The following is a 23,960-nucleotide window of genomic DNA, read 5'->3' on the forward strand; positions in this document are numbered from 1 at the left end:
CGGGGTGTGTCCGCGAACGCCCGGCACGTCGAATCGACTCCGGGCGCGTTCGCCCTCGTCGGAAGCACGTCGCTTATCACGCATAAGGCCGTGAACGTGCACAATGAGCGAATCCGACGTGACCGTCACCCGACTGTTTGGGGGTCCGGGGAGCGGTAAGACCACGGCCTTACTCAACAAGGTCGAGGCGATTCTCGAACAAGACGACGTCAGTATCCGAGACATCCTCGTCGTCTCGTACACACGAGCAGCGGCGTCCGAGGTCCGTGACCGACTCGCCGAACGACTCGACATCAACCCGCGGTCGCTGAAGGGCAACGTCTCCACGATGCACGCGAAGGCGTACGAACTGCTCGGCCTCTCGCGCAACGACGTGGTCGGCGAGAAGGACAAACAGGAGTTCTGTGAAGAGTACGGTCTGGAGTTCCAAGACGAGTACAGTGGTGCCGGCCGGCGGACGGCCCGTTCGACGACCATCGGAAACAAGATTATCGCGACCAGTCAGTGGTTACAGCGGACGCGCCGCGACGTGGCCGATTGGTACGACGTGCCCTTCCAGTGGAACGTCGAAGAAGTTCGCCTGCCGCCGGAAATCGACCCCAACGCGCAGGAAGGGAACAAGTACACGCCGACGTGGCCCTCTGACGACGACCGAATCGACATCCCCGAGGCAATTCGCGCGTGGCGTGCCTACAAAGGTGAGAACGGACTCGTCGGATTCGCGGACATGCTCGAACGCGTCAAACAGCGTGCCCTCGTCCCCAACGTCGACTACCTCGTCATCGACGAGTTCCAGGACATCACGACGCTCCAGTACGACGTGTACGAAGAGTGGAAGCCCCACATGAAGGGCGTCCTCATCGCCGGCGACGACGACCAGGTCGTCTACGCGTGGCAGGGTGCGGACCCGAACCTGCTCCTCGACGCCGAACGCGACAACGACGAGGTTCTCCCGAACTCCTACCGTCTCCCGTCGAACGTCCTCAACGTCGTCAACCGCGAGATTCGGCACATCGACAAGCGACAGGAGAAAGACCTCAAACCCCGCAAAGAGGGCGGTGCCGTCGAGGCAGTCGAGAGCCCGTCGATGCTCGAACTCGCGCGGAACGTCCGATACACCGTCGAACAGGACGACGGGACCATCATGGTGCTGTTCCGTGCGCGCTACCAGATGTTCCAGTTCATCGATGAGTTCCTCCCGTCTGGCATCCCCTTCTCCACGCTCACGGACCAGCGGATGTGGACCGACCGCCTCACGCAGTACGTCCGCGCCATCGAGGCCATGGAGGCCGACGACCCGGTCGATGGGTTGCAGGCCCGCCGCCTCGCGGACATGCTGCAGGACTCAGCGTTCGGGACGAACGAGCGAGACGACCTGTTCGACGCCATCGACGACCGGCAGGAAGAAGCGGGCGTCGAAGACATCACGAACATCGAGTTCACGCCGAAGGAAATCAAGAACTTCGCACCGTTCGCGCCGAACGGAAGCGCCGCCTCGGACATGGTCCGCAAGGTGACGAGTTTCCAGCGGAAGTCCGTCGACGCGTACTTCTCCGGCGACTACGCCGGCATGGACCCCTCGCGCGTCCGCGTCGGGACCATCCACTCCGCGAAGGGTCGCGAAGCAGACCACGTCTTCATGGCGACGGACCTGACCGAGAAAGTGGTCGAGCAGATGGCCGCGTCCGTCTCCGAGGACGAACTCGAAGCGCGCGGCATCGAAGAGTTCACCGCGTCCACCAGTCCGGTTCCCCTCATCACGGACAACGAACGGCGTGTCTTCTACGTCGGTATGTCCCGCGCACGCGAGCGTCTCATCATCCTCGAAAACCTCGTCAATGGGGCACCGACGCTCCCGATAAGCGTCCTCCTCCACAACGAGATTCGCGACGAGGACACCCAAGAACTCGTGGCAGAGGCACAGGAACCACCTGCGCCCGAACCCGAGGCGTAATCCACTCGTGCCGTCCGGTCCCCGTGGCGGTTCGGCCATCGACGCCGCCATCGACGACAGCGATGCAGTCGGATTCGTCGCCATCGTTCGCGGTGACGACCCGATGGGCCGATATCTGACCGGCCTCGGACTCGACGTCGAGGCAGTGTACGTTCGCGTCGCCGGCGAGACGCATCTTCGCGTCCCGTCCACAGTCGATGTTCCCGACGTGTCGGGGGCGTCGGTCCGTGTGGACGACAAACCGGTTGGCAAAGCCGCGGCGGCGATTCTCGCCGAGTACGCCGAAGAGGGGACTGTGCTCGCGCCACGGACGATTCCGCACGACGCCGCACTCCACCTCGAATCGGCAGGCTACGAACTCGCGTCGACGACGACAGTTCGAGACGCACGCGCCGTGAAGGACGCCGACGAGCGTGAGGCTATCGAAGGCGTCCAACGGGCCGCCACGCGCGGTATCGAACGCGCCGCGTCGATACTGGCGGACGCGACAGTCGAAGACGATGCGCTCGTCTGGAACGATGCGCCCCTTTCGACCGAGCGCCTTCGCCGACAGGTGAACGCGAGGCTCGCAATCGAAGGCGTGGACGCCGTGGGAGCGACGGACGTGACGGCGGGCACACGCGGGAAAGCGGGCGAGGCAGTCGAACTCGCACCCGGCGAACCACTCGTCGTCTCGGTCACGCCGCGTGGCCCCGCAGGCTATCGAGGTGCCCTCGCGCGAACCTTCGTCGTCGACGCTGACGGTGGATGGGAACGCCGGGCCCACGTCGCGTGCGACGCCGCCCGCGACGTCGCACTCGTCGAGGCGAACGTCGGCGCAGACGCCGGGTTCCTCGGGAGTGAGATTCGCGCAGAGACGGCGGCGTTCGGGTTCTCGATGGCCGACGAAGTGACGAGAGACGTGGGCGGAGGCATCGGCCTCGCTGTCCGTGAAGCCCCCGAACTCGACGGCGATATCGAACTCGTCGCAGGAAACGTCCTCAGAATTCGCGCGGCTATCACACACGACGACCACGGACGAGTCGAACTGACCGACGTGCTCGTCGTCGGCGACGACGGGCCGCAGTTCGTCGGTGACGCGCCGACCGGTCTGGACCCGTCTCGCTGGTAGTTACTCGTCTTCGTCTGGGTCTTTCGCGACGCCACCGACGACTTTCTCAGCCGCGAGCATCGGAATGTCCTGCGGTGTGGTGAGGTACTTCGGGAGGGCGACCATGAGCACGGCGAGGACGACCATCCCTGCCCCGAAGGCGGTTCGGCCGTCCATCAGAAGTGTCAGACCGAAGACGCCGATAGGTATCGCGAAGATGAGTGACGCCCCGAGTCCAATCATTTCCAAGATTCCGAGTCGCATCGAGCGCGGATAGTCTGTGTGCGGACAAAAGGGTCGCGGCATCACCCACAGAGGAGGAACGAGCAGTGGTCGCTATCGTCTCTGTGACGTGACAGTCACCCGAGGAACCATTAAGCGGTCTCCGAATCGAGGGTCAGTATGGTCGCGGTCACGCCCGGCATGCTCGTCGTCTTCGCCCTCGTGGTCGTCACGATGGCACTGTTCGTGACAGAGGCGGCACCGCCAGACGTGACCGCTATCGGTGTCATCGTCGCACTCGTCGTCCTCGAACCGTGGACGCAGGTCGACCTCCAGACCGGACTCTCTGGGTTCTCGAACGCGGCGACCATCACGATTCTCGCGATGTACGCACTCAGCGAAGGCGTCCGACAGACGGGTGCGATTCGCGTCCTCGGTGACGCACTCGCCCGGTTCACTCGCGGGAGCGAGGACCGACTCCTCGGTGCCCTCGTCGGTCTCACCGGTCCAATCGCGGGCGTCGTCAACAACACCCCCGTCGTGGCGGTGTTCATCCCGATGGTCTCGGACCTCGCAGACCAGACAAACGTCTCGCCGTCGAAACTCCTCATCCCGCTCTCGTACGCGTCGATGCTCGGGGGGACGCTCACCCTCATCGGCACCGCCACGAACCTCGTCGCCAGTGAAGCGTACGCCACCGCCACCGGCAACCCGCCGTTTTCGATGTTCGTGTTCACGCCGCTCGGAATCGTCGTGTTCGGCGTCGGTGCAGTCTACTTGTTGACCATCGCGCCACGCCTCCTCCCCGAACGCATCCAAGCGGGCAACCGAACGGCGAGCTACGGCGTCCAACCGTTTCTCGCCCGCGTGTTGGTTCCGTCGCGCTCACCACTCGTCGGCAACCCCGCCAGAGACGTCGCCGACGACGCGCACCGTGACCTCAACATCGACATCCTCGACGTGCTCCGCGGCGGCGAACACTTCATCGCCGCCGACACAGACCGTGACATCGAGGGCCGCGACATCCTCACGGTCCGCGGCGACCCCGGGACTATCAAACAGTTCTGTGAACTCGCCGACCTCCGATATCTCCCGCGAGCAGCCGTCACGGACGTGGAACTCGACCAACCCGAGCGCGTGGCACTGCTCGAACTCGTCGTCCCGCGAGCGTCTGGCCTCGTTGGAGACACCATCGGCGAGACACGACTGCGGGAACGGTACGACGCGACAGTCCTCGCAGTTCGTCGCCGAGGTGGTGAACTCATCCGTGAACACTTCAGAGACGTTGACCTTCGTGCCGGTGACTCGCTACTCCTCCAGACGACGAGTGAGACGGCCAAATATCTCAGAGAGACGGGCGATTTCGTCGTGACGAGCGAGGTGTCCGAGAAAGTGATGGAACAGAACGGCGGGTTGTCGCCGACGGCGCTTCAGGCGTTCGCTATCGTCGCACTGGTCATCGGATTGGCCGCCCTCGGTGTCGTCCCCATCGCAGTGGCCGCCCTCGGTGGTGTCGTCGCGATGGTTGCGACGGACTGCCTCTCTGCGAGTGACGCGTACGACGCGGTGAGTTGGAACGTCATCTTCCTACTCGCGGGCGTGATTCCGCTGGGGCAAGCACTCCAACTCACCGGCGGTGTGGCACTCATCGCGGACCTCGTGGGCCAAGCCACCGTCTTCCTCCCCATCATCGCGGTGCTGGCCGCGTTCTACCTCCTCACGGGCCTCTTGGCGAACGTCATCACGCCCGTCGCGAGCGTCGTCCTCGTCATCCCCATCGCCATCGACACGGCCCAGCAACTCGGTGCGGACCCGTTCGGATTTGCCATCGCCGTCACCTTCGCCGGGAGCACCGCGTTCATGACGCCCATCGGGTACCAGACGAACCTCATGGTGTACGGCCCGGGAGGGTACAAATTCGCGGACTACCTCCGCGTCGGTGGTCCGCTCCAACTCCTCTTGACGGTGGTCACCACGTTCGGAATCGTCTTTCTGTGGGGCCTCTGAGGCCGAGAAGACCGGATGAAGCAGTGTTACTCTGGATTCTTCTCCATGTCTACAGAGTTGCCCGGTGTGTAGCCCGCAGGCCCGGACGGTAGCGTTTCGGGGTCGTCCACGCTCAGTCCTGTCGTGACGAGGAGACGGAGGCCACGGCTGACCGGCATGTCGAGCTCTTTGACCTCGTCACTGGAGACGACGATGAGTGCCCCCGCCGTCGGGTTCGGACTGTGCGGGAGGAACACGGTGTAGGCGTCTTCACCCGCTGCCTCCTTCATCGACCGAGGGGCCTCGTTGGTGACGAAGCCAATCGAGTGGACACCTTTCCGTGGGTACTCGACGAGGACGACCCGGTCGTACCCGGCAGTCGGTTCCGTGAGCGATTCGGAGACCTGTCGAACACCGAAGTAGATGGTACGGACGAGTGGGAGGAGTTGGACACCGCGCTCGAAACTCCCGAAGAGACGCTGCCCGAGACTCATCGAGGCGAGGTACCCGATGAGGGATATCGCCACCGCGATGATGAGGGCCGCCAGCGTCTGTGAGACGAGAACGATGTCTCCAGACGTGTTCAACGCCTGCGCGAGGAACGGGTTTATCTCTCGAACCAACGGACGAAGTGCCGCCGCGACTCGGTTGAACACGAACTGGAGGACGAATACGGTTACGGCGAGCGGTGTGACGAGAATGAGTCCCGTGAAGAAACTGCTTCGAAGCCGAGCGAGTACGTCCATACGGGCCGTGAGGCCGACGGCGACAAAATTGTATGGGCGACGGAAAGCGTCACGAAAACGTGATGGTAAACAGAAACGATAGCCATTAAGGGACACCCTCCGAAGCCGTCGGTATGTTCACTGGCATCGTGGAAGGGCCGGGCGAAATCGTCGGTGTGACCGACACCGAGGGAGGCCGCCGCCTCCGCATCCGAACCGACCTCGCGTTCGACGACCTGCATCACGGCCAATCGATTGCCGTCTCCGGCGTCTGTCTGACCGTCGAGGAGTTCGGCGACGACTGGTTCGAAGTCTTTCTCGCCGCAGAGACCGTCGAGAAGACGTACCTCGGCGAGGTAGAAGAAGGCGACAAAGTCAACCTCGAGCGGGCACTCGCGGCGAGTGACCGCTTCGACGGTCACATCGTCCAGGGGCACGTCGACGGCACGACCACCGTCACCAACGTCGAACAGGTCGGTGACGACTGGTTCTTCGAGTTCGACCTCCCCGAGTCGCTGGCGAGGTACGTCGTTCAGAAAGGCTCGGTCTGTCTCGACGGTATCAGCCTCACCGTCGCAGACCGCCGCCACGACTCGTTCGCAGTGGCCATCATCCCGACGACGTACGACCTGACGACGCTCTCCGAGAAGGAACCCGGCGACCCGATTCACGTCGAAGTCGACGTGGTGGCGAAGTACGTCGAGTCGATGCTTGACGGATACGTGGACGGATTACGAGCGGAGTAGAACAGACACGACACGCGCGACGCAATGGTCGGTCTTCGAACTCGACTGCGTCTCGGGTTTTAGTCTTCGAACTCGGTCGGTTCCGAAGAGAACGACGAAGCAGGTGCGCTCGGTGCGTTGGCCGTGTGGTACGCGGTACTGTAGCGACGAATCTTCCCGATGAGGTAGAGGCCGAAGATGCCGTCGTAGATGAGGACGTAGACGAGGAACGATGGGAGCGACCCGAGACCCGTCAACGACGAGACGGTAGCCGCGCCGATGCCGACCGTCGAGTTGTACGTCGCGTGGACGAGTGACGCGAGGATGAGGCCCTTGATGACGATTGGGCCGGCGTTCTCCTTGTTGAACTTCGCCAGTCCGAGGTAGTACCCCGCGATGGCGGAGTAGATGACGTGGCCCGGACCCGCGAGTGCGCGGACCGCAGTAATCGTGCTGCCAGCGCCGATGATGCCGACGCCGCCAGCGGTTCCGAGGTCGAGCCCCGAGGTCATGAGATTCCGCGTGATGTAGAGCGCGTTCTCGATGGTGGCGAATCCGAGTCCCGCCATCGCGCCGTAGACGGCACCGTCGACGACGGCGTTGAAACTGCTGTGCGAGTACGCGTACAATCTGACCGCGAGCAACTTCACCGTCTCTTCGACGGGGCCGACCACGAGGTAGAAGAAGATAATCGACCCGAGGAACCCGATACTGAGCGACAGTTCGGAGGCAATCGTCTGGCCGACGTTGTTCATCAGTGAGTTGAGTACCGCAGCGAACGTGGCCGTGAGGACGCCGAGCAAGAACGTCACGACGAGCATCGACAGTGGTTCGTTGTCGGTGACGTCGGTGTAGTAGACGTACCCCGCGAGACCGAGTGCAGGCAGCGCAGACAGCAGCGTCAGTGCACCAATCTGTGGGTCGGTGATAGCCGTGAGACCGCCGATACCAACGAGGATGAGGAACGCGGCGGCGATGACCACAGCACGAGTCGAGGCGACCAGCAGTCGGTAGAGCGCGACGGATAATCCATCGACGGAGGTTCGTTCCTCCCACGTCGCGATGTCGTAGAGGTCGGTCTCTCCATCGGACGCCCGTTCGACTGGGTCTCGACTCTGGTCCATCACCTGACGTAAGGACTGCACGGTGGGTAATACCTTCGGCAACGGGAAGCACTGCGCCCGACCGAGTGAGGTTAAAACCCTCGCACCGAAGGGCGAATATGCACTTCGACCCACGCGAACAGGCGGCGCTTCGGGCAGTCGGTCTCGACACCGACGACCTCCGAGCGGCGTCCGAACACGTCCGGGAGTCAGTCGAAGCAGACGCCGACCACCTCGCGACGTTCTTCGGTGACGGTGGCACGTTCTACTCGGATATGGAGATGGCACACAGCGCGAGCGACGTACAAGAACACACCGTGGACCACGTCGACCTCTACACCCACGGCGCATCGCTACGTGGATATCTCAAGTTCGACTCGTGGGGCGTCCCAATCGAAGGTGGTCGTATCCTCTCCGACGACACGGTCGAACTCACACTCGGACCGACTGTCGACGGACGGGTCACGTTCGCCCGCGACCCCGACGACCTATGAACGTTCGCGTCCGCGGCATCTACACCACGGCAGTGACTCGGTTGTTCCTCGAAGCGGGGCACGACGTGGTACAGGCGTCCGGCCCTATCCGAGAGCGATTCGACGCCGAGTTCGACGCCGCCGACCACGACGTGGCCATCGAGACGACCCGCGACCGGCAGGGCGTCGGCGTGGCCGGGTCGCCCCGCGCAGTCGAACAGGCGACCGACCTCCTCTCCGACCTCGGTCTGGACACGTTCGACTGGGACGACCCCGCGCCGACCGGTGCAGTCTTCGACGCCCGCGTGACCGAGACGCTCGGTGGCGGCGCACTCTGTGACCTCGGCGAGACCGACGGCTATCTCTCCTATGGCGACATCGACGGTCGAGTCGAAGTCGGCGACGAGGTACGAGTACAGGTCGCCGAGTCGGCCCCGCCGTGGGCGGACCGCCGCCACGACCTGACGGGAGAGATTCGAGCCATCGCTGGTCTGGCCACGCTCGAACCGGATGCAGAGGGCGTCCGCGTGGATACGAGAGACGAGGCCGCAGCACGGGAACTCGCTGGCATGACCGACCTCCTCGGCGGCGACCCGCCGGAGGGGTGGGGCATCCGCTGGCACCGCGACGCCGTCGACGCCGACATGGGTGCACTGAACGACGCCCTCGACCGGGCGGCGACCATCGCCGCCGAACTCGACGCAGTCCTCGACGAACCGGTCGATGGACCCCGACAGGTCGCCGCACCGACGGAGACGACGTGGCTCTGGTTCGGGCGCGAGACGCGCTTCGAACTCGACGACCACCGCCGGGCCGTCGAGACGACGATGCCCGGCCACCACCGCACGAAGGCGGCGTCGCCGAAGGCGTCCGCAGGTGTAGACCTCGCGGAAGCACTCTGCTCGTCGGCCGAAGAAGGCGAATTCCCCTTCGACGTGGTAACCGCCCAGTTCGGTCCCCTCGAAGGCGACGACGTGGGTATCGGCCACGGAAAGCCCGACGGCCGACTCATCGAACTCGGGTCGGGCGAAGTGACCGAGCGAGACCCGGACGGAACCGTCGAGATTCGCCGCCAGATGAGCGGTGGCGGCACCTACGACGCCCTCGACGTGGACCGAGAATCGGGCGACGTCGCAGTCACAAAATTCCGCGAAGGCCGCTGGTGGTACCCGACGGTGTACCGAGACTCCGAAGGACAGGTCAAAGGCACCTACGTCAACATCTGCACGCCGGTCGAGTGCTTCCCCGACCAGATTCGGTACGTGGACCTGCACGTCGACGTGGTGAAACACGCCGACGGAACCGTCGAGCGCGTGGACGACGACGAGTTAGACGAGGCAGTCGGCGCGGGGAACATCTCCGAAGAACTCGCCGAGAAAGCGCGGTCGGTAGCGTCGAGTCTGGAGTCGGCGCTGTCGGGGTGAGAGATAGGGGACGCAAGCTACCCAACCGAACCGAGCGAAGCGAGGTTCGGCCTTTTTTCCTCCACCGTGAGACGCACTTCGTCTCACGAGCCTTCGTTCGCTACCGCTCACGAAGACAGGTTTTTACGGTTCGGGGGTCGCCTCCGGCGACTCACTCTCCGTAAAAAAAAGTGGGTCAGAAGTGCCCGGGGCCTTCGTCACCGAACTGCAATTCGCCGCCGCGGCCACCTTCGACGGTGCTGCTCCCGTGGTCACCAGAACTGGGGACTTTCACCTGTACGTCCTCTATCTCTGGGAACTCCATGATGAGGTCCGACTGGATGTTCTGGGCGGTGATGTTGCTGATACCGCACCCTGCACACGCACCCCCGAGTTCGACGACGACTTCCCCCGACTCGGCATCGGCCTTTCGCACGACACTGTTGCCGCCGTGCATCTGGATGATTGGCATCTGGCCGACCATCCACGTCTCGACGCGCTCTTTGAGACTCTCCGACTCGTCGCTCATACCTCGACGGTTCGGGGGCCACGGATTAGAATGGAACGGTTCTCCCCACGCATCGGCGGGCGAGAGAAAGGCTGTCGCGGTCGTTCGTGATAGATTCGGCTCGGGAGGGTGACGTCGCCTTCAGTCCCGACGGACGCGGCGACGGTACCACCACCCGGCGGCACCGAGCGCAGCAGCACCGACGCCGATACCGAATCCCGGAACGTCGGTTCGTGACGAACCGTCAGATACCGCTGTCTCGGCCACTGGACTGCTCGAATCGGTCGGCGTCGGCGTGTTGACGAGGGATTCGGTCGTCGTCTCCGGACCGAGTGTCGGTGCGTTCTGTTGTTCGCCGGCGTGGTCCGGGAACGTGTAAAGTGCGCCAGAAACGTCGTCGAATCCCCAACTCGACGCGACGAAGACGCCCTCGTCGGCGAACGGGTAGGCGAACTGCGCGGTCCAGAAGTTGGTCCGTTCTGGGTCGCGCCACCACGCGAGTTCGACCGGGTCCGTCGGGTCCGAGACGTCGTGCCGTTTGACGCCGCCGCGGTACCACGAGGTGTAGAGTCTGCCGTCGTGGAAGTCGAAGTTGTGCGCGGTAGTCCAGACGCCGCTGACCGTCGGGTCGGGACTGGTCGGCGGGTCGATGGTCGACAGATGGGTCGGGTTCGCCGGGTCCGAGATGTCCCACAGTTCGACACCACTCGGGCCACCGACGAGGTCCGTCGTCTCGTCGTCGCGTTCGACTTCGACACCCCACGACTCGATGCCGATGCCGAGGAGGTCACCGGACTCGTCAGTCGCCGCAGAGTGGTGGTTGCCGGGCGGTGTTCGCCCTGCGACAGACCGCTCTCGGCCGGAGAGTTCTGCGAGAGCATCTGGGTCGCCCGGTTCGATAGCACCGATGACTGAGGGCGATTCGGGGTCGGTGAAATCGACAATCCACGTCCCGCCGTCCCACATCGAGATGTAGGCGATGCTGTCGCGCACAAACACGTCGTGGACGGCCCGAAGCGACGAGCGAACGTCCGCCCACCGGTCGTCCACCGAGACGAGCGACCAGCGCCCGAGTTCTGTCCCAGACTCCACGTCGAGGACGACGAGTGGGTTCTCGTCGCCGTCGTTGGCGGTCAAATACGCGCGGCCATCGGCGGCGAAGCAGTTGTGTATCGGATAGGTTGTCTCGTGGAAGGTGAGTTCGGTCGGCGCAGCGGGGTCCGACACGTCCACGACGAGAACGCCCGCAGGAGAACCCGGAAGCGGATTCGCCGGGCCGACGGCGAGGAGTGTGTCGCCATCGAGTTTCACGTCGTAGATGTTTCGGAAGGGACCGTCTTCGTGGTCCGAGAGGAGGCCACGTCGTTCGGCGAGGATTTCTGGGCGGTCCGGTGACGAGATATCGACGGTCGCGTACCCACTCGTCGCGGCGACGAACGCCGTCTGTCCGTCAGGAGAGAGGACTGCCTCCTTCGCCCCTTCGATATCGACGCGACCGAGTGGTTCGAAGGGACCGGGATGCGCGACGGAGGTGCGAGATGTGCCGACGACACCGGCGAGTGCGGTGCCACCGACGACACGGAGGAACTGGCGACGGTCCACGTTCGTACTCGGTGGGGAGAGGTGAAAAGTCGGACGGCGTCGCTCACCAGCGAGTCGCGTGAGAACGAAAGTGACGCCGAATGGGGAATTCGGGTGGGTGGGTGGTGGGAGATTCCCCATCGGCGTCGACGGACGAAGTCCGTCTGCCCGCCGAAGAGACTTCGGCGGGGTCGGACGGTCGGTAATGGTGGTGGGGGGGTACCGACCAAGTTCCCGTTCGTAGCTTCCGGTGGAACGCCCGTGCACCGTTCGAGTCGACGGGAACGGGACACGTCGACCGACGCACCCAGTAAGTGGGCGCCGCCGGGTGCACGTCATCGGATTTTCTGAGGACCATTATAAGAGTACGCCGCCAAATATCACACGAGATAACCAAAGAAGGAGTCGAGAGTATTCCCGACGGCGTCTCCGAAACTCGAACTATCGGGTCAGTATCGTGTGTACGAACAGTCGCGACCGGTCGCCGGTTCCAGAGCGCTGCAACCATCGAATCCTCGCGACCTTACAGTCGCGACCGGTCACCGGTTCCAGCGGTCATCGCACTCGCGAGTGCGCCCTCGACGACGACTTCGTCGCCGAGTGTCGTGAGTTGAATCTCGGGGATGTTCGACATCACCATGTCGCTCATCTGCTCACGGATTGGGTCGAGAATCAACTCTGGATTGTTGAGTGCCACGGCACCGCCGACGTAGATGATGAGTGGAGCGTACGCGTGGACGATGTTGGCGACACCCATCGCGTTCCAGTGTCCCACCTGGTCGACGACGTGGTCGGCGAACTCGTCGTCGCCGGCGTGTTCGAACACGTCGACCGCAGAAAAGTCGGGGTCGTCGATGGGGAGTGCGGTCTCGACTGGGTCTTCTTGGTGGAGTTCGCGTGCGTATTTCGGGATGTTGTTCCCCGAGCAGTACCCCTCCCAGTGGCCGTCGTGACCACACCCACAGGTCATGAACCCGTTCGGGTCGAGCGTCATGTGACCGACTTCACCGGCGTTACCGTCCCACCCGGCGAGGACGTGCCCGTCCACACAGACGCCCGCGCCGACACCCGAGGAGATAGTGAGATAGACCATGTCGTCGGGGTTCCGGTCGGAGTGGAATCGTTCGCCGATGACGCCGGCGTTCGTGTCGTTGTGGAGGTACACGTTGTCCGTGTCCAAGAGGACAGAGAGTGGCCCAGTCAACGGAATTCGGTCGATGGTGTCCGGCAGGTTTGCCGGGTTCTCGACTGCGCCCTCGGCCAAATCGAGGGGACCAATCGCACCGATACCACACGCAACTGCGTCACTCGGGTCGATACCTGCTTCCGCACATGCCCGCCTGACGACGCCGAGAACCGCCTCGGTGACCGCGATACCGGTCGGCCCACGGGGCGTTCCATCACGGGCCTGTCCGAGGATTTCTCCCTCGTCGTCGGCGACGACTGAGCGAACGTTCGTCGCCCCAAGGTCGACACCCACGTAGTACGCCATTGTCACCATAGGGATGCGCACGCCACTTAACTAAGCGGGATTTCGCGTCGATTTACTCGCGAGACGGTAGCGATTCCCACGTCACTACGCCGTGTTCGTGCTCGGGAGTTTCGGGATGAGCCACGAGAGGAACGAGTCCATACTACGCGACTGGAGCCAGACGGTTCCGGGTCCCGTGAAGGTACAGACGAGTCCTTCGCCGCTGAACAGTGTGGATTTGAGGCCGCCGACACGTTCGACCGAGAAGGTGGCCGTGCCGTCGAAGGCGACGATGTGGCCGGTGTCGACAGTGTAGTGTTCGCCGTCGCTCAGTTCGACTTCGTGGATGGCACCGTAACTCGACAGGAAACTGTCGCCAGTCCCCTCCAACTTCAGGAGAAACAGGCCTTCGCTGCCGAAGAACGTCTTCGCACCGCCGAACGAGGTGTCGAGGTCGAGTGCGACGTCGGACGCGAGGTACGACCCCGACTGGACGTACATCGTCTCGTCTTCGAGACGCTGGTGGACGATGTCACCGGGAAGCGGTGGGGCGAGCGAAACGTCACCCGCGGTCCGTGCGTGGAACGTGTTCTGGAAGAACGACTCGCCGCCGAGGACGCTCCGTTTGAGCGACCCGAAGAGGCCTCCGTTGGCGTTCGTCTCGATGTCGATACCGTCAGCGAAACTCACCATAGAACCGGCTTCTGAGCGTATCGACTCGCCCTCGTCGAGTGAGACGGTCAGGAGGGCGAATGCTGGACGATAGTCGATAGTGTGGTCCATGGGGGGTATGACGACGCACCACGGTATGTACGTATCCCCGGACAGAAAGCGCGTGACTGGAAGCTACTTCGTATCTGCACGGACGAACGTCACGGGGCACGGCGATTCGAGCATGACCTCTTGTGCGAGGCTTCCGAAGACGGCCTTCCCCGCCGGCGAGCGTTTGCGGCCGCCGACGATGAGGCGGTCGGCGTCGACTTCGCCCGCGAGTTCGACGAGTTTCTTTCCGTGGTCGCCGACTGGCCCACGAATCTCGTACGAGATGTCTTCGTCTTCGAACTTCGAGACGAGTTCGCGGACCGTCGCGTGTCGGCGCGCGACGTCGTCACCCGAAACCTCCTCGGCTGTGATATCGAAGTCGAGGTTGTCGAGTGCCTCGTTGTACTCCTCTTTGGTGAAGACGTGCCCGACGACGACTGTCGCACCTGTCGGCCCGGCAATATCTATCGTCTCTTCTGCGAGTCGGTCGATTCGGTCCGCATCGCCCGCGCCGACGGCGAGCAAGATGGTTTCGATGGCCATACCACGCCGTTCGACCCGATATCACTTAACCGTGGCGGGAGTTTTTACTCACTTTAGAAAAAATATTTTGTCCATTGCCGTCTACCGCCGCTCGTGTGTCACGTCACGCCGTATCACTATGTATGTTCTGTCGGCGTCGCTCGCGTCGGTGGCGTCCGCTCTGCCCGCCGCGTCGAGTGAGCGTGACGCTCGGCAGTGACGGTGTGCAAGAGAATTCGAATCCGAGGCGGACTCGTCTAGTAGTCCGGTGCGTCGTCTTCGACAGCGCGCTTCATCGAGTCACGGCGCGACTTCGCGTCGCGGCCCGTCGCTTCGAGCAGGAACTCGTTTTTCGCGTTGACGGCTTCACCGGCCGCTTCGAGGTCGTCGGGAGAGAGGTCGGTCGGGTCCGCCTCTTCGAAGTTGACCGCGAGGCGGTCCTTCTTCCCGCTGTACTTGACGGCACCGACGACGACACGCTTGAACACGGGGTTCTTCGGTTCGCCGACGACGTACAGGTCGCTCCCTTTGAAATCCTCGGTCCCCGTGATGGGGCCGAAGTAGTCTTCGACGGTCGCTTCCATGTCAGGTATTCGCTCTTCGAGCGTCTCCCCACGACGCATCTTGTACTCCTTCATGCGGCCACTTTCGAGAGGGGATGGTTTACCTGTTTCGCGACTCTACGACGCCTGTGATGGCGTGGCGGGGTCAGGCCTCGCGCTCTGCGATGTAGCCCTTTTTACACTCGGGGCAGATGTCGCCTGCCCGCATCGACGACGCGGAGGCCGCGCGCGAGTGTCCGCAGTTCGGACAGTAGTACTCGATTGCCTGGTCTGGCGCCTCGAGGTTGGTCTCTTCTGCTCGAACGAACTCGTCGGCGTCGTCCGCTTCGACGTACTCGCCGTTGGACGCCGGATTCACGGACCCGTTCACTTCGGGCGTGAGACCGCCGCCGAACGAGACAGAGGCCGGTTCGCCGTCGTCGGGTTTCGCGTCCCATCCCTCGTCTTCACCCGGTGCTTCGGGCCACGCACCGTGCTCGCGCGTCGGTTTCGGTGCGTCGCCAGCGGTGTCCGCTTCCGCGTCGGCGTCGATGAACTCGGCGTCGTCGCCGTCTGGGGCCGGTGCAGGTGCCGACTCGTCGGTGTCGACGTCCGAAACCTCGTCGGGCCACTGCGTCCGGTCACGCTGGGCCTCGTCGTCGTGCTCGTCGTCGAGGATGATGGCGTCGTCGGTGACTGGCGGTTCGGCCTCCTCAGGTGCCTCGTCGGCCTCGACTGTCTCGTCGACCGCCGGATGGTCCGGCGTCGATTGGGCGTCCGCGACTGCTTCGGTCTCCGGGTCTGGCGCCGTCTCGATGTCGGGCGCAGTATCGGTCTCCGACGGTGCCTCTGCTTCGGCGTCCGGACCGCTGGCCTCGGAAGTTCCCGGCTTTGGGTTGGCCGGTTCGAACCCCGCCGCCGCCGTCTCGACTTCGCCTTCCGTCATCCCGACTTCCTCGGGCGTCCGAATAGCTGTGACCTCTTTGTTCTCGCTGATGACCTGTTCGTGCCCGCATCGGCTACACACTTGCAGTTCTCTAATCGACACAACCACCTCGTCGCCGCGTTCCTCGCGCTCCCGTTCCGTCTCGGGGTCACCGTACGAGTGCCCGAGAAGACGGCAAGTAAGTCCCATTACGCGAGGATTCCGGTGTTCGGGAACAAAAAGCTACCCCCTGACAGTCAGACGAGTGTCAGACGGTCGGTACAGGTAAACGGGAGGCGAACGATGTATCGGCTATGAGAGCGAGGCGGGAGTTTCGGAACCGCCGCGACATCGAAGTCGCGGTACTCGATGCGCTCGTCGACCGCCACGACGAAGGGATGACGGTATTCGAACTCCGAGCTGCCGTCGACGCCGACATCGACACCATCGAAGACGCGCTGTCGGCGTTGAAGTCGGAAAACCTCATCGTGGTCGAGGAGGCGCAGCAACGCGTCCTCATCCACCCAGACGAGCGAGTCGTTCCAGACCCGAGTGAAGAGATGAAGAACGACGCGACGCTGTTGGACCGCCTGCGCAAACGCCTCGGGTTGTAGTCGAAACCCGAGTCTCGTCGCGACGAACGACCGCGGAGTGTGAGGGTTTTACCCGCTGAGGCCAAACGGGGAGTCATGACACTCGTCGCCGACATCCACGAGGCCCACGGTGCGACGTTCGAGACGCGCGGTGGAGTCGAGGTTGTGAGCCACTACGGCCGACCGGACCGGACACACCGTGCCGTCCGCAACGGTGTCGGAGTCATCGAACACGGATACGGCGTCGTCGCCGTCGAAGGAGACGACCGCGTCGAGTACGTCGACAACGCGGTCACGAACAACGTCCCGACAGAAGACGGCGAAGGCGTCTACGCGCTCCTCCTCGACCCAGACGGCCGTATCGAGACGGAGATGTACGTCTACAACGCCGGCGAGCGACTCCTCATTTTCACCCCGCCGGACCGCGCGGAACCGCTCGTCGAAGAGTGGCGTTCGAAGACGTTCCTCCAACGCGTCCGCATCCGCGACGCCTCCGAGGAGTTCGCCGTCTTCGGCGTCCACGGGTCGAAGTCGACCGAGAAGGTGGCGAGCATCCTCTCGGGCGCCGGCGCACCCGAACCAGAACTGACCTTCGTCCGCGGGTCTATCGGCGGTGAGTACGGTGTGACGGTCATCGCCTCGGACAACCCTACCGGCGAAGAGGGCTACGACCTCATCTGCCGGGCGAAAGACGCCGAAGACGTGTTCGACGCCCTCCTGTTCTACGGCAACCCCGCAGTGCCCGTCGGCTACCAGACGTGGGAGAGCCTCACCGCCGAGGCCGGGACACCGCTGTTCGAGACGGAACTCCGAGGGAACATCCCCAACGTCGTCGGCGTCCGCAACGCCCTCGACTTCGACAAGGGCTGCTTCGTGGGCCAAGAAGTCGTCTCGAAGGTCGAAAACCGCGGTCAGCCGTCGCGTCGACTCGTCGGGTTCCGGGCCGAGTCCCGTCCCGATGCGGGTATCGACGCGTTCGGCGGGTCCAACGTACTCGTCGACGGCACCTCCGTTGGGTCCGTGACCCGCGCCGTCGAGAGTCCGAACCTCGGGTCGCCCATCGGGTTCGCACTCGTGAACTACGACATCGACACCGACGAACTCACCATCAGCGTCGACGACGAACAGGTCTCGGCCACCGTCGAATCGCTCCCGTTCGTCGAGGGGAGCGCTCGCTCGGCACGGATTCCAACGTACCCGGAGTGAAGTAGAGACCCGGGACACCGAGCGAGCCACCGCCGGTTTCGCCGGTCAGAACAACTTCTTCAGGTGTTCGCGCGAGAAGAACGAACTCGGCTTGTCCATGTGAACACCGATTTCTCCGGAGAGCGACCACAGACCGACGTGTTGGAGCCATTCGGGGAACGAGTAGCACTTCCGCACGAGGTGACCGAGTCGAATCTCCGTCGAGAGTTCGTCTCGCCACGCGGACTCGTAGTCGGCCAGCGTCTCGGGGTCATCCGGGTCGATAGTCTCGGCGGCCACGTCGGCGGCGGTCATCCCGTAGAGAATCCCGCCACCGGTGAACGGTTTCGTCTGCGCGGCGGCGTCGCCGACGAGGAACGCACGTCGCGTCGTCGTGCGCTTCGGCGGGCCGATTGGAATCGCCCCCGAACAAAAGTGCTCTGTCTCCACGTCGTAGGTGTCGGTGAGGGCTTCGAACATCTCGTTGACCTCCGCACCCGGTGGGGCGGCGAGTCCGTACTCGACACCGGCGTCGCCGCGGGGGATGCGCCACGCGAAGAACCGCGGAACCGTGAGGTGAACGTCGACGAAGTCTCCGTCGTCCGGTTCCGGGTCGAACGCGAGGACGCCGTGGAGCGTCTCTGCCGGTTCGGGGAGGTCCAGTGACCGGCGGACCCGCGAGGTGGGGCCGTCGCACCCGGCGACCATCTTCGCGTCGAACGAAACAGTTCCAGCCTCGCCGGCGACGCTGACAGTCAGTTCGACCTTGTCGTCGAACTCCTCGATTGCAGTGACGGTGTGGCCTTCACGAACGTCGGCACCGGCCTCGCGGGCACAGTCGGCGAGCGTTCGGTCGAGTTCGACGCGGTCGATGACGTTCGAGACTTCCGTCTGTTTGTAGAAGGGATACGCCTTCGAGTTCGGGCCGCCGACGTGGAAATCGGCTCCGTAGATGCGGTTCTGAAAGAGGTGGTCGCGGGCCTCGTCGGGGACGTACTCCCAGATATCGGTGCTTACGTGCCCGGAGCACGCGAGCGGCGTGCCGACCTCACCTTTCTCCAGTGCGAGGACGTCGTATCCGGCCTCGGCCGCACGACGGGCGAACCGCGCGCCGGCAGGACCAACGCCGACGACGGCGAAATCGTACATACACGGGCGTTGACGCGACGACCAATGAATCTTCTCGCTTTGGTCGAACAGTCTCGGGGGACCGCACTCACCCGACGATGGCGAGGCCAGACGCCGTCCGTCGCTCGTCGCGCCACGGGATGTCGAGACGTGTCCACGAGTCGCCGAAATCGGTCGTCCGGTAGAGGCCGTGGTCGTTGGTCGCGTAGCACTCGCCAGCGGAGACGCCCGCTGTTAAGACCGCACGAGTGACGCCAGACCCAGTCGGCAAGCCAGTGTCGTCGAGGCGTTCCCATGGCCCGCCGCCGCGAGCACGGTACAGATAGCTCTCGGCGGACCCCGTCGAGTGCGCACGCATCGGACTTCGCGCCGCGGTCAAGAGCGTCGAGTACGGGTCCGCCGGGTCGACGACGACGCTCCAACAGTAGCCGTGTTCGAGGCCCTCGGTCGGCGTCGTCCACGTCTCGCCGCCGTCGTCGCTCTCGGCGTATCCGTCGCCAGCGGCGTCCCAGACGTGTCCGGGGCGGTCCGGGTGCGTCGTCATCGAGTGGGTGTCGCGTTTACTGGTCGGGACGCGGTCACGCCACGTCTCACCACCGTCGAGTGAGCGGACGAGTGCACCGGCTTCGACGGCGACGAAGAGTCTGTCCGGGTCCGACGCGTCGACTTCTATCCAGCGGACGTGGTGTGTACTCGGCCGCGGTGGGAACGCCCACGACGACGCCGACGGAAGGTCGGAAAGCGGCGGGAGTTCGGTCCACGTCTCCCCGCCGTCCAGTGACCGGAACACCGCCGACGGTTCTGTTCCGGCGTAGACGACGTTCGGGTCTGCCGGCGAAACGGCGAGACTCGTCACCGACTCGGGGAGTACGTCTGTCCCGACAGCGTGCCACGTCTCGCCACCGTCCGTGGTTCGGAAGAGACCGGCGTCGAAGGTGCCGCAGAGTGCTCGTTCAGGAACGCGCCGGTCTGCCGCGACACACTCGATTCGGTGGTCGTCGAGGTGACGGCGCGTGTGCGCGTCGTCCGGCGTCCCCGAGACGGAGAGCACTGCGCCGTCTGCTGCCGCGTAGAGGTGCATACGAGAGATAGGTTGTCTACCGGGAAAAGACAGTAAGCCAGCGTGGTGGCCGCTCAGGACAAGTCGCGGCGTTCGAACACCTCGGCCGCGAGAACCACGAGAACGCACGTGGTGACGAGCAAGACGGCTACGCCGCCCCAGTCGACGTCGCCAGCGACGAGGAGTTCGCCGGGGTCGATGTACCGTGTGAGAGAGAGCGAACCGAGGAACTCGTAGTCGGTGTCCATCGTCAGCGAGTCGAGGAGGAACGTCCCGAAGACGATGCCGATGGCGGCACCCTGTGCCCGCCGGACTCGCTGGAAGAACGCCGAGGTGAGGAGTCCGATGGCGACACAGTCCACGAGGTAGAGGCCACCGACGGCGTGGACCAGAACGAGCCGAGAGATTCGAATCTCCTCGTCGATGAGACCGGCACCGAGGATGACGGCCACGAAGACGACGATATCGACGAGGACGACCGCAGGGAGCATCGCGAGGAACTTCCCGACGACGAACCGGGTGCGCGACACCGGGCGGACGAGTATCAGTTCTACCGACTGCCGGTCGACTTCACCGGCGATGAGTGACCCCGCCGCGTAGGCGAAGTAACTCCCGACGATGAGCAACCAGACGAGTTGGTAGAGTTCGACGACGAGGTAGCCTTCGAGCGACGAGATGTCGGTGACGCTCCCGACGAACGCGGACCGGAACTCTTCGGGATACGACTCCAGCAGTTCGTTGAAGTCCACGTCCGCCTGCCCGAACGAGGGGAAGACGGCGATAGTGAGGCCGACTGTCGCCACGAGTAACGCGGTGACGATGAGGATTCCACGCCGTCGCTGGTCGAACTCGAACAGGGCGATGTCGAGTTCACGCATCGGCGACTTCCTCCGCGTCTTCGGGTTCGGAATCGTCTCCGACAGGGTGGACCTCGTCGTCGGCCCCCCCACGCGCACCTTCAGATTCGTCCCCGTCCTCGGCGTCGTAGAAGTGCATGAACACGTCCTCGATGGCCGTCTCGCGGACTTCGAGGTCCTCGATGTCGTATCGTTCGAGGGCGTCTACGAGGCCATCGTAGTTCCCAGAGATGACGAGTCGGAGCGACCCGTCGGGTTCTATCCGAGCGTCGATGGTCTCCTCGAAGTCGAAGTCCGCGATGTCGATGGTGTCCGGTGTCTGGAGCGTGACGACCTTCCCACTCCGTTCGAGGAGGTCGTCGATGTGTTCGACGGCCACGAGTCGTCCCTTCCGGATGATGGCGACCTGGTCGCATACTTCGCGGACTTCACTGAGGATGTGTGTCGAGAAGAACACCGAGACACCCCGGTCGCGTTCCTCGCGGAGGAACTCGTAGAACTCCTGTTGGACGAGGGGGTCTAGCCCCGACGTCGGTTCGTCCATCACGACCAGTCGCGGTTCGTGCATGAACGCCTGGACGATGGCGAGTTTCTGGCGGTTGCCTCGCGAGTACCCACGGACCGGCCGGTCGAGCGGAACCGGAAACCGTTCGAGCAGTTCGTCTCGGCGTTCGTCGCCGGAGAGACTCGCGAGGTAGTCGAGGGTCTTCCGCCCCGTCACGTCGTCGTAGAACTGCGGGTCACCGGGGATGTGACCGATGTCGCTTCGCACGTCGAGGAAGGCCTCTCGGTCGTCGATAGGGACGCCGAGGACGTTCGCAGTCCCCTCGGTCGGTTTGAGGAAGCCCAAGATGAGTCGAATAGTCGTCGACTTGCCAGCACCGTTCGGGCCGAGAAAGCCGAACAGTTCGCCTTCTGGAACCGTGAGGTCGAGGTCCTCGACGCCGCGTACGTCCCCGTAGAACTTGGTCAGGCCTTCGATGTCGATGGCGGGGACGGTCATAGTACGACGTAGGTGTGCGGCAAACCTATTCCTTGCGCGACGTTTCCACCTCGTGAGAGTTGGAGTGGGTGTTAATATTACACCTGACTAATATGAATCGACCGAGCGCGGGTGCCGCCCCGCCGGTTGGTACCCATCATGATTCGACGTACACAGCGACTGAGCGTCGCACTCCTCGCCGCCCTCGTAGTGTTGTCCACCCTCGTGGGTGCGACCGGAAGTGCCGCGGCCGTAACGCGCGTTTCGGGGAGCCCCGACCTCTCTCTCGTCGCACCGGAGAACCGCCTCGTCGCCGGCAGTGAATCCGTCGTCGAGGTGTTCGTCGTCAACACGGGCACCATCACCGAAGACGGCCCCGAAGAGTACGAAGCACTCGTCCAGACCGCCCGTGCACTGACGTTCGAAGCCGAATCGGAAGGGCCGATAACCGTCGCCAGCGGTGAGATACCGGTGGGGACCGTTCCCGAGGGCGTCTCCGGCCCCGTATCGCTCAGACTCCGTGTCGCAGAAGGAGCAAAGCCGGGTACCTACGAGATTCCGGTCGAGTTCTCCTACGACTACACCTCGACCGTCCGCGTGGACGGCGAGAACGTCCAGACCACGCACCGAAGTCGAAGCATCACGCGCGAACTCGAAGTCGTCGTCGAACGCCGCCCCGCGTTCGGCGTGGAGACGGTCGATTCGACGCTCGCCGTCGGCGACACCGGCACCATCGCGTTCGACCTGACGAACGTCGGTCCAGTCGATGCCGAAGACGCCACCGTGACCGTCACCTCGACAGACCCCGAGGTTACCTTCGGTGACGGCGTGCCGTCCGCACAGAGTTTCGTCGGCGACTGGGACGCGGGTGCGACCGAACGCGTCGAGTTCCGAACGCGCGTCGCCGAGGACGCCATCGTCCGTAACTACTCGGTCGAGTTGACGGTGACCTACCGAGACCAAGACGGGCAGCAACGGACCTCGCGAACAATCGTCGCCGGTGTCCGTCCGACTCGCGGTGCCGCCTTCGAACTCGTCGACGTCGATTCGGCAGTCGCCGTCGGAGACACTGGGACGTTGACACTCGAACTCCAGAACGTCGGCGACGCGACGGCCTCCGGGACCACCGTCGCCCTCGAATCGACCGACTCCGAGATTACCTTCGGTGCGGGTGCACCTGCCGCGGAGGCGTACGTCGGCGCGTGGGAACCCGGTGAGACCAAACGGGTGAGTTTCCGAACGCGCGTCGCCGACGACGCCCTCGACCGACCGTACTCGCTCGACGTGGGCGTCACGTTCCGCAATCCCGGCGGTGGCCGAAAGACCGAGACACTCGTCGCTGGCCTCGACCCCGGTGCCGGCCCGGCGTTCAGCGTCTCCATCGAAGAGAGTACCCTTCGTGTCGGCGGGGTGGGCCGCGTGACCGGTACCGTCGAGAACGTCGGCGAGAGCGAGGCCCGCGACGTGGTGCTTCGCCTCGACGCCAACGGCACGGCGATGACGCCGACCGACCTCGAAGTTACAGTTGGGACGCTCGGACCCGGTGAATCCGCCGAGTTCGAGTACGCTATCGGCCTCGCCGAAGGGGCGACACCGGGTCCACGCCGACTGCCGTTCGTCGTCGAGTACCGGCCACCGGGCGACGAGATGCGAGCGTTCGACCGGACCGACGTCCTCGCGGAGGCGAGTGCACGCAACCCCACCATCACCGTCGAACCGCGGAACGCGACGTTCGAAGTCGACTCCACCGGGCGACTCGTCCTCGCGGTGACGAACACCGAGGACACGCCGCAGACCGACGTGACGGTTCGACTCGTCGCCGAAGAACCACTCTCCAGTGAGGACGCTGTGGCGTTCATCCCGCGACTGGAGGGAGGTGAGACGAGACTGGTCGTCTTCGACCTCGAAGTGAGCGACGACGCAGTTCCGAAGACGCAGGCCGTCGGGGTGGGTGTGAATTACACTGACGACGCCGGGCGACAACTGACGACTGGAACGCAGCAAGTAGCCGTCGAAGTGGTCGAACCGGCCACGTCGTTCCCCATCCTCCCGGCCGCCGTCGCCGTCCTCGCTCTCGCTGGCGTGGGATACTGGTGGTACCGGCGGCGGTGAAGAGGCACTGCCGTCGCTGCGGGAGTTCCGTCGGCGATAAAAGGAAATCCG

Annotated in this window: 23 protein-coding genes; 9 read left to right on the forward strand and 14 right to left on the reverse strand. The window is 64.1% G+C overall.

Annotated elements, in window-relative coordinates; translation table 11 throughout:
• Positions 1 to 103: 103 nt before the first annotated feature.
• Positions 104 to 1,954: a UvrD-helicase domain-containing protein gene (locus GJR96_RS03365; protein WP_151161636.1), complete on the forward strand. Its 1,851-nt coding sequence runs from the start codon at positions 104 to 106 to the stop codon at positions 1,952 to 1,954.
• Between the two features lie 7 nt (positions 1,955 to 1,961).
• On the forward strand, positions 1,962 to 3,065 hold the full coding sequence (locus GJR96_RS03370; RefSeq protein WP_151161637.1) for a M24 family metallopeptidase: 1,104 nt from the start codon (positions 1,962 to 1,964) through the stop codon (positions 3,063 to 3,065).
• Here GJR96_RS03370 and GJR96_RS03375 read toward each other — a convergent pair whose 3' ends face one another.
• Positions 3,066 to 3,308, reverse strand: a complete 243-nt coding sequence (locus tag GJR96_RS03375; protein WP_151161638.1) for a DUF7533 family protein — start codon at positions 3,306 to 3,308, stop codon at positions 3,066 to 3,068.
• Between the two features lie 138 nt (positions 3,309 to 3,446).
• Here GJR96_RS03375 and GJR96_RS03380 point away from each other — a divergent pair, with 138 nt between their 5' ends.
• Positions 3,447 to 5,273, forward strand: coding sequence for an SLC13 family permease (locus tag GJR96_RS03380; RefSeq protein WP_151161639.1), 1,827 nt, complete (start codon positions 3,447 to 3,449; stop codon positions 5,271 to 5,273).
• 26 nt (positions 5,274 to 5,299) lie between these two features.
• On the opposite strand, the gene GJR96_RS03385 is transcribed toward GJR96_RS03380, so the two are convergent.
• A complete protein-coding gene (locus tag GJR96_RS03385; protein WP_151161640.1) occupies positions 5,300 to 5,998 on the reverse strand; it encodes a DUF502 domain-containing protein in 699 nt (232 codons plus the stop codon).
• A 113-nt stretch (positions 5,999 to 6,111) separates the two neighbouring features.
• Between GJR96_RS03385 and GJR96_RS03390 the strand changes: the two genes are divergently transcribed.
• Complete coding sequence (locus GJR96_RS03390; protein WP_151161641.1) at positions 6,112 to 6,723, forward strand: riboflavin synthase; 612 nt, start codon at positions 6,112 to 6,114, stop codon at positions 6,721 to 6,723.
• Between the two features lie 59 nt (positions 6,724 to 6,782).
• On the opposite strand, the gene GJR96_RS03395 is transcribed toward GJR96_RS03390, so the two are convergent.
• Positions 6,783 to 7,826, reverse strand: coding sequence for a PrsW family intramembrane metalloprotease (locus GJR96_RS03395; RefSeq protein WP_151161642.1), 1,044 nt, complete (start codon positions 7,824 to 7,826; stop codon positions 6,783 to 6,785).
• A gap of 98 nt (positions 7,827 to 7,924) precedes the next feature.
• On the opposite strand from GJR96_RS03395, the gene GJR96_RS03400 reads away from it, so the two are divergent.
• Positions 7,925 to 8,299: a DUF7532 family protein gene (locus tag GJR96_RS03400; RefSeq protein ID WP_151161643.1), complete on the forward strand. Its 375-nt coding sequence runs from the start codon at positions 7,925 to 7,927 to the stop codon at positions 8,297 to 8,299.
• Positions 8,296 to 9,702: a DUF402 domain-containing protein gene (locus GJR96_RS03405; protein WP_151161644.1), complete on the forward strand. Its 1,407-nt coding sequence runs from the start codon at positions 8,296 to 8,298 to the stop codon at positions 9,700 to 9,702. The genes GJR96_RS03400 and GJR96_RS03405 overlap by 4 nt, the downstream gene beginning before the upstream one ends.
• A gap of 175 nt (positions 9,703 to 9,877) precedes the next feature.
• Here the strand turns inward: GJR96_RS03405 and GJR96_RS03410 are convergent, their stop codons facing one another.
• The 7 genes from GJR96_RS03410 to GJR96_RS03440 form a co-directional block, all read right to left on the reverse strand.
• Positions 9,878 to 10,210: a NifU family protein gene (locus tag GJR96_RS03410; protein WP_058571282.1), complete on the reverse strand. Its 333-nt coding sequence runs from the start codon at positions 10,208 to 10,210 to the stop codon at positions 9,878 to 9,880.
• A gap of 120 nt (positions 10,211 to 10,330) precedes the next feature.
• Positions 10,331 to 11,791 carry an LVIVD repeat-containing protein gene (locus GJR96_RS03415; protein ID WP_191965804.1) on the reverse strand — a complete coding sequence of 487 codons (1,461 nt, stop codon included), beginning with the start codon at positions 11,789 to 11,791 and terminating at the stop codon, positions 10,331 to 10,333.
• A 502-nt stretch (positions 11,792 to 12,293) separates the two neighbouring features.
• Entirely contained in the window at positions 12,294 to 13,262 is a 969-nt protein-coding gene (locus GJR96_RS03420; RefSeq protein WP_151161645.1) for an ROK family protein, read from the reverse strand.
• Between the two features lie 84 nt (positions 13,263 to 13,346).
• Positions 13,347 to 14,024 (reverse strand): TIGR00266 family protein, encoded by a 678-nt coding sequence (locus tag GJR96_RS03425; RefSeq protein ID WP_151161646.1) that lies wholly within the window; start codon positions 14,022 to 14,024, stop codon positions 13,347 to 13,349.
• Between the two features lie 63 nt (positions 14,025 to 14,087).
• Positions 14,088 to 14,546: a universal stress protein gene (locus GJR96_RS03430; protein WP_151161647.1), complete on the reverse strand. Its 459-nt coding sequence runs from the start codon at positions 14,544 to 14,546 to the stop codon at positions 14,088 to 14,090.
• 236 nt (positions 14,547 to 14,782) lie between these two features.
• Entirely contained in the window at positions 14,783 to 15,163 is a 381-nt protein-coding gene (locus tag GJR96_RS03435; protein ID WP_151161648.1) for a DUF5611 family protein, read from the reverse strand.
• A gap of 70 nt (positions 15,164 to 15,233) precedes the next feature.
• Entirely contained in the window at positions 15,234 to 16,202 is a 969-nt protein-coding gene (locus tag GJR96_RS03440; protein ID WP_151161649.1) for a DUF7093 family protein, read from the reverse strand.
• A 104-nt stretch (positions 16,203 to 16,306) separates the two neighbouring features.
• Between GJR96_RS03440 and GJR96_RS03445 the strand changes: the two genes are divergently transcribed.
• A complete protein-coding gene (locus GJR96_RS03445; RefSeq protein WP_151161650.1) occupies positions 16,307 to 16,606 on the forward strand; it encodes a DUF6432 family protein in 300 nt (99 codons plus the stop codon).
• A 75-nt stretch (positions 16,607 to 16,681) separates the two neighbouring features.
• Complete coding sequence (ygfZ, locus tag GJR96_RS03450) at positions 16,682 to 17,791, forward strand: CAF17-like 4Fe-4S cluster assembly/insertion protein YgfZ (protein WP_151161651.1); 1,110 nt, start codon at positions 16,682 to 16,684, stop codon at positions 17,789 to 17,791.
• 45 nt (positions 17,792 to 17,836) lie between these two features.
• Here the strand turns inward: ygfZ and GJR96_RS03455 are convergent, their stop codons facing one another.
• The 4 genes from GJR96_RS03455 to GJR96_RS03470 form a co-directional block, all read right to left on the reverse strand.
• The gene (locus GJR96_RS03455; RefSeq protein ID WP_151161652.1) at positions 17,837 to 18,919 is read right to left on the reverse strand and encodes a geranylgeranyl reductase family protein; all 1,083 of its coding nucleotides are present in this window, start codon (positions 18,917 to 18,919) and stop codon (positions 17,837 to 17,839) included.
• Between the two features lie 67 nt (positions 18,920 to 18,986).
• Positions 18,987 to 19,979 (reverse strand): WD40/YVTN/BNR-like repeat-containing protein, encoded by a 993-nt coding sequence (locus tag GJR96_RS03460; protein ID WP_151161653.1) that lies wholly within the window; start codon positions 19,977 to 19,979, stop codon positions 18,987 to 18,989.
• Between the two features lie 53 nt (positions 19,980 to 20,032).
• Positions 20,033 to 20,836, reverse strand: coding sequence for an ABC transporter permease subunit (locus tag GJR96_RS03465; RefSeq protein ID WP_151161654.1), 804 nt, complete (start codon positions 20,834 to 20,836; stop codon positions 20,033 to 20,035).
• Positions 20,829 to 21,818 (reverse strand): ABC transporter ATP-binding protein, encoded by a 990-nt coding sequence (locus GJR96_RS03470; RefSeq protein ID WP_151161655.1) that lies wholly within the window; start codon positions 21,816 to 21,818, stop codon positions 20,829 to 20,831. Before GJR96_RS03470 ends, GJR96_RS03465 begins: the two co-directional genes overlap by 8 nt.
• Positions 21,819 to 21,956: 138 nt before the next feature.
• Here GJR96_RS03470 and GJR96_RS03475 point away from each other — a divergent pair, with 138 nt between their 5' ends.
• The gene (locus GJR96_RS03475) at positions 21,957 to 23,909 is read left to right on the forward strand and encodes a COG1361 S-layer family protein (protein ID WP_151161656.1); all 1,953 of its coding nucleotides are present in this window, start codon (positions 21,957 to 21,959) and stop codon (positions 23,907 to 23,909) included.
• Positions 23,910 to 23,960 lie beyond the last annotated feature (51 nt).

Source organism: Haloferax litoreum, from assembly GCF_009674605.1.
Taxonomy (GTDB): domain Archaea; phylum Halobacteriota; class Halobacteria; order Halobacteriales; family Haloferacaceae; genus Haloferax; species Haloferax litoreum.

Bases quoted from the DNA above. Each gene is read 5' to 3' on its own strand.
- GJR96_RS03390 (WP_151161641.1), top strand. From the start codon at position 6,112: ATGTTCACTGGCATCGTGGAAGGGCCGGGCGAAATCGTCGGTGTGACC.
- GJR96_RS03425 (WP_151161646.1), bottom strand. From the start codon at position 14,024: ATGGACCACACTATCGACTATCGTCCAGCATTCGCCCTCCTGACCGTC.
- GJR96_RS03440 (WP_151161649.1), bottom strand. From the start codon at position 16,202: ATGGGACTTACTTGCCGTCTTCTCGGGCACTCGTACGGTGACCCCGAG.
- GJR96_RS03470 (WP_151161655.1), bottom strand. From the start codon at position 21,818: ATGACCGTCCCCGCCATCGACATCGAAGGCCTGACCAAGTTCTACGGG.
- GJR96_RS03460 (WP_151161653.1), bottom strand. From the start codon at position 19,979: ATGCACCTCTACGCGGCAGCAGACGGCGCAGTGCTCTCCGTCTCGGGG.
- GJR96_RS03365 (WP_151161636.1), top strand. From the start codon at position 104: ATGAGCGAATCCGACGTGACCGTCACCCGACTGTTTGGGGGTCCGGGG.
- GJR96_RS03465 (WP_151161654.1), bottom strand. From the start codon at position 20,836: ATGCGTGAACTCGACATCGCCCTGTTCGAGTTCGACCAGCGACGGCGT.
- GJR96_RS03410 (WP_058571282.1), bottom strand. From the start codon at position 10,210: ATGAGCGACGAGTCGGAGAGTCTCAAAGAGCGCGTCGAGACGTGGATG.
- ygfZ (WP_151161651.1), top strand. From the start codon at position 16,682: ATGACACTCGTCGCCGACATCCACGAGGCCCACGGTGCGACGTTCGAG.
- GJR96_RS03380 (WP_151161639.1), top strand. From the start codon at position 3,447: ATGGTCGCGGTCACGCCCGGCATGCTCGTCGTCTTCGCCCTCGTGGTC.
- GJR96_RS03435 (WP_151161648.1), bottom strand. From the start codon at position 15,163: ATGAAGGAGTACAAGATGCGTCGTGGGGAGACGCTCGAAGAGCGAATA.
- GJR96_RS03385 (WP_151161640.1), bottom strand. From the start codon at position 5,998: ATGGACGTACTCGCTCGGCTTCGAAGCAGTTTCTTCACGGGACTCATT.
- GJR96_RS03455 (WP_151161652.1), bottom strand. From the start codon at position 18,919: ATGTACGATTTCGCCGTCGTCGGCGTTGGTCCTGCCGGCGCGCGGTTC.
- GJR96_RS03400 (WP_151161643.1), top strand. From the start codon at position 7,925: ATGCACTTCGACCCACGCGAACAGGCGGCGCTTCGGGCAGTCGGTCTC.
- GJR96_RS03430 (WP_151161647.1), bottom strand. From the start codon at position 14,546: ATGGCCATCGAAACCATCTTGCTCGCCGTCGGCGCGGGCGATGCGGAC.
- GJR96_RS03475 (WP_151161656.1), top strand. From the start codon at position 21,957: ATGATTCGACGTACACAGCGACTGAGCGTCGCACTCCTCGCCGCCCTC.
- GJR96_RS03375 (WP_151161638.1), bottom strand. From the start codon at position 3,308: ATGCGACTCGGAATCTTGGAAATGATTGGACTCGGGGCGTCACTCATC.
- GJR96_RS03445 (WP_151161650.1), top strand. From the start codon at position 16,307: ATGAGAGCGAGGCGGGAGTTTCGGAACCGCCGCGACATCGAAGTCGCG.
- GJR96_RS03395 (WP_151161642.1), bottom strand. From the start codon at position 7,826: ATGGACCAGAGTCGAGACCCAGTCGAACGGGCGTCCGATGGAGAGACC.
- GJR96_RS03420 (WP_151161645.1), bottom strand. From the start codon at position 13,262: ATGGCGTACTACGTGGGTGTCGACCTTGGGGCGACGAACGTTCGCTCA.
- GJR96_RS03405 (WP_151161644.1), top strand. From the start codon at position 8,296: ATGAACGTTCGCGTCCGCGGCATCTACACCACGGCAGTGACTCGGTTG.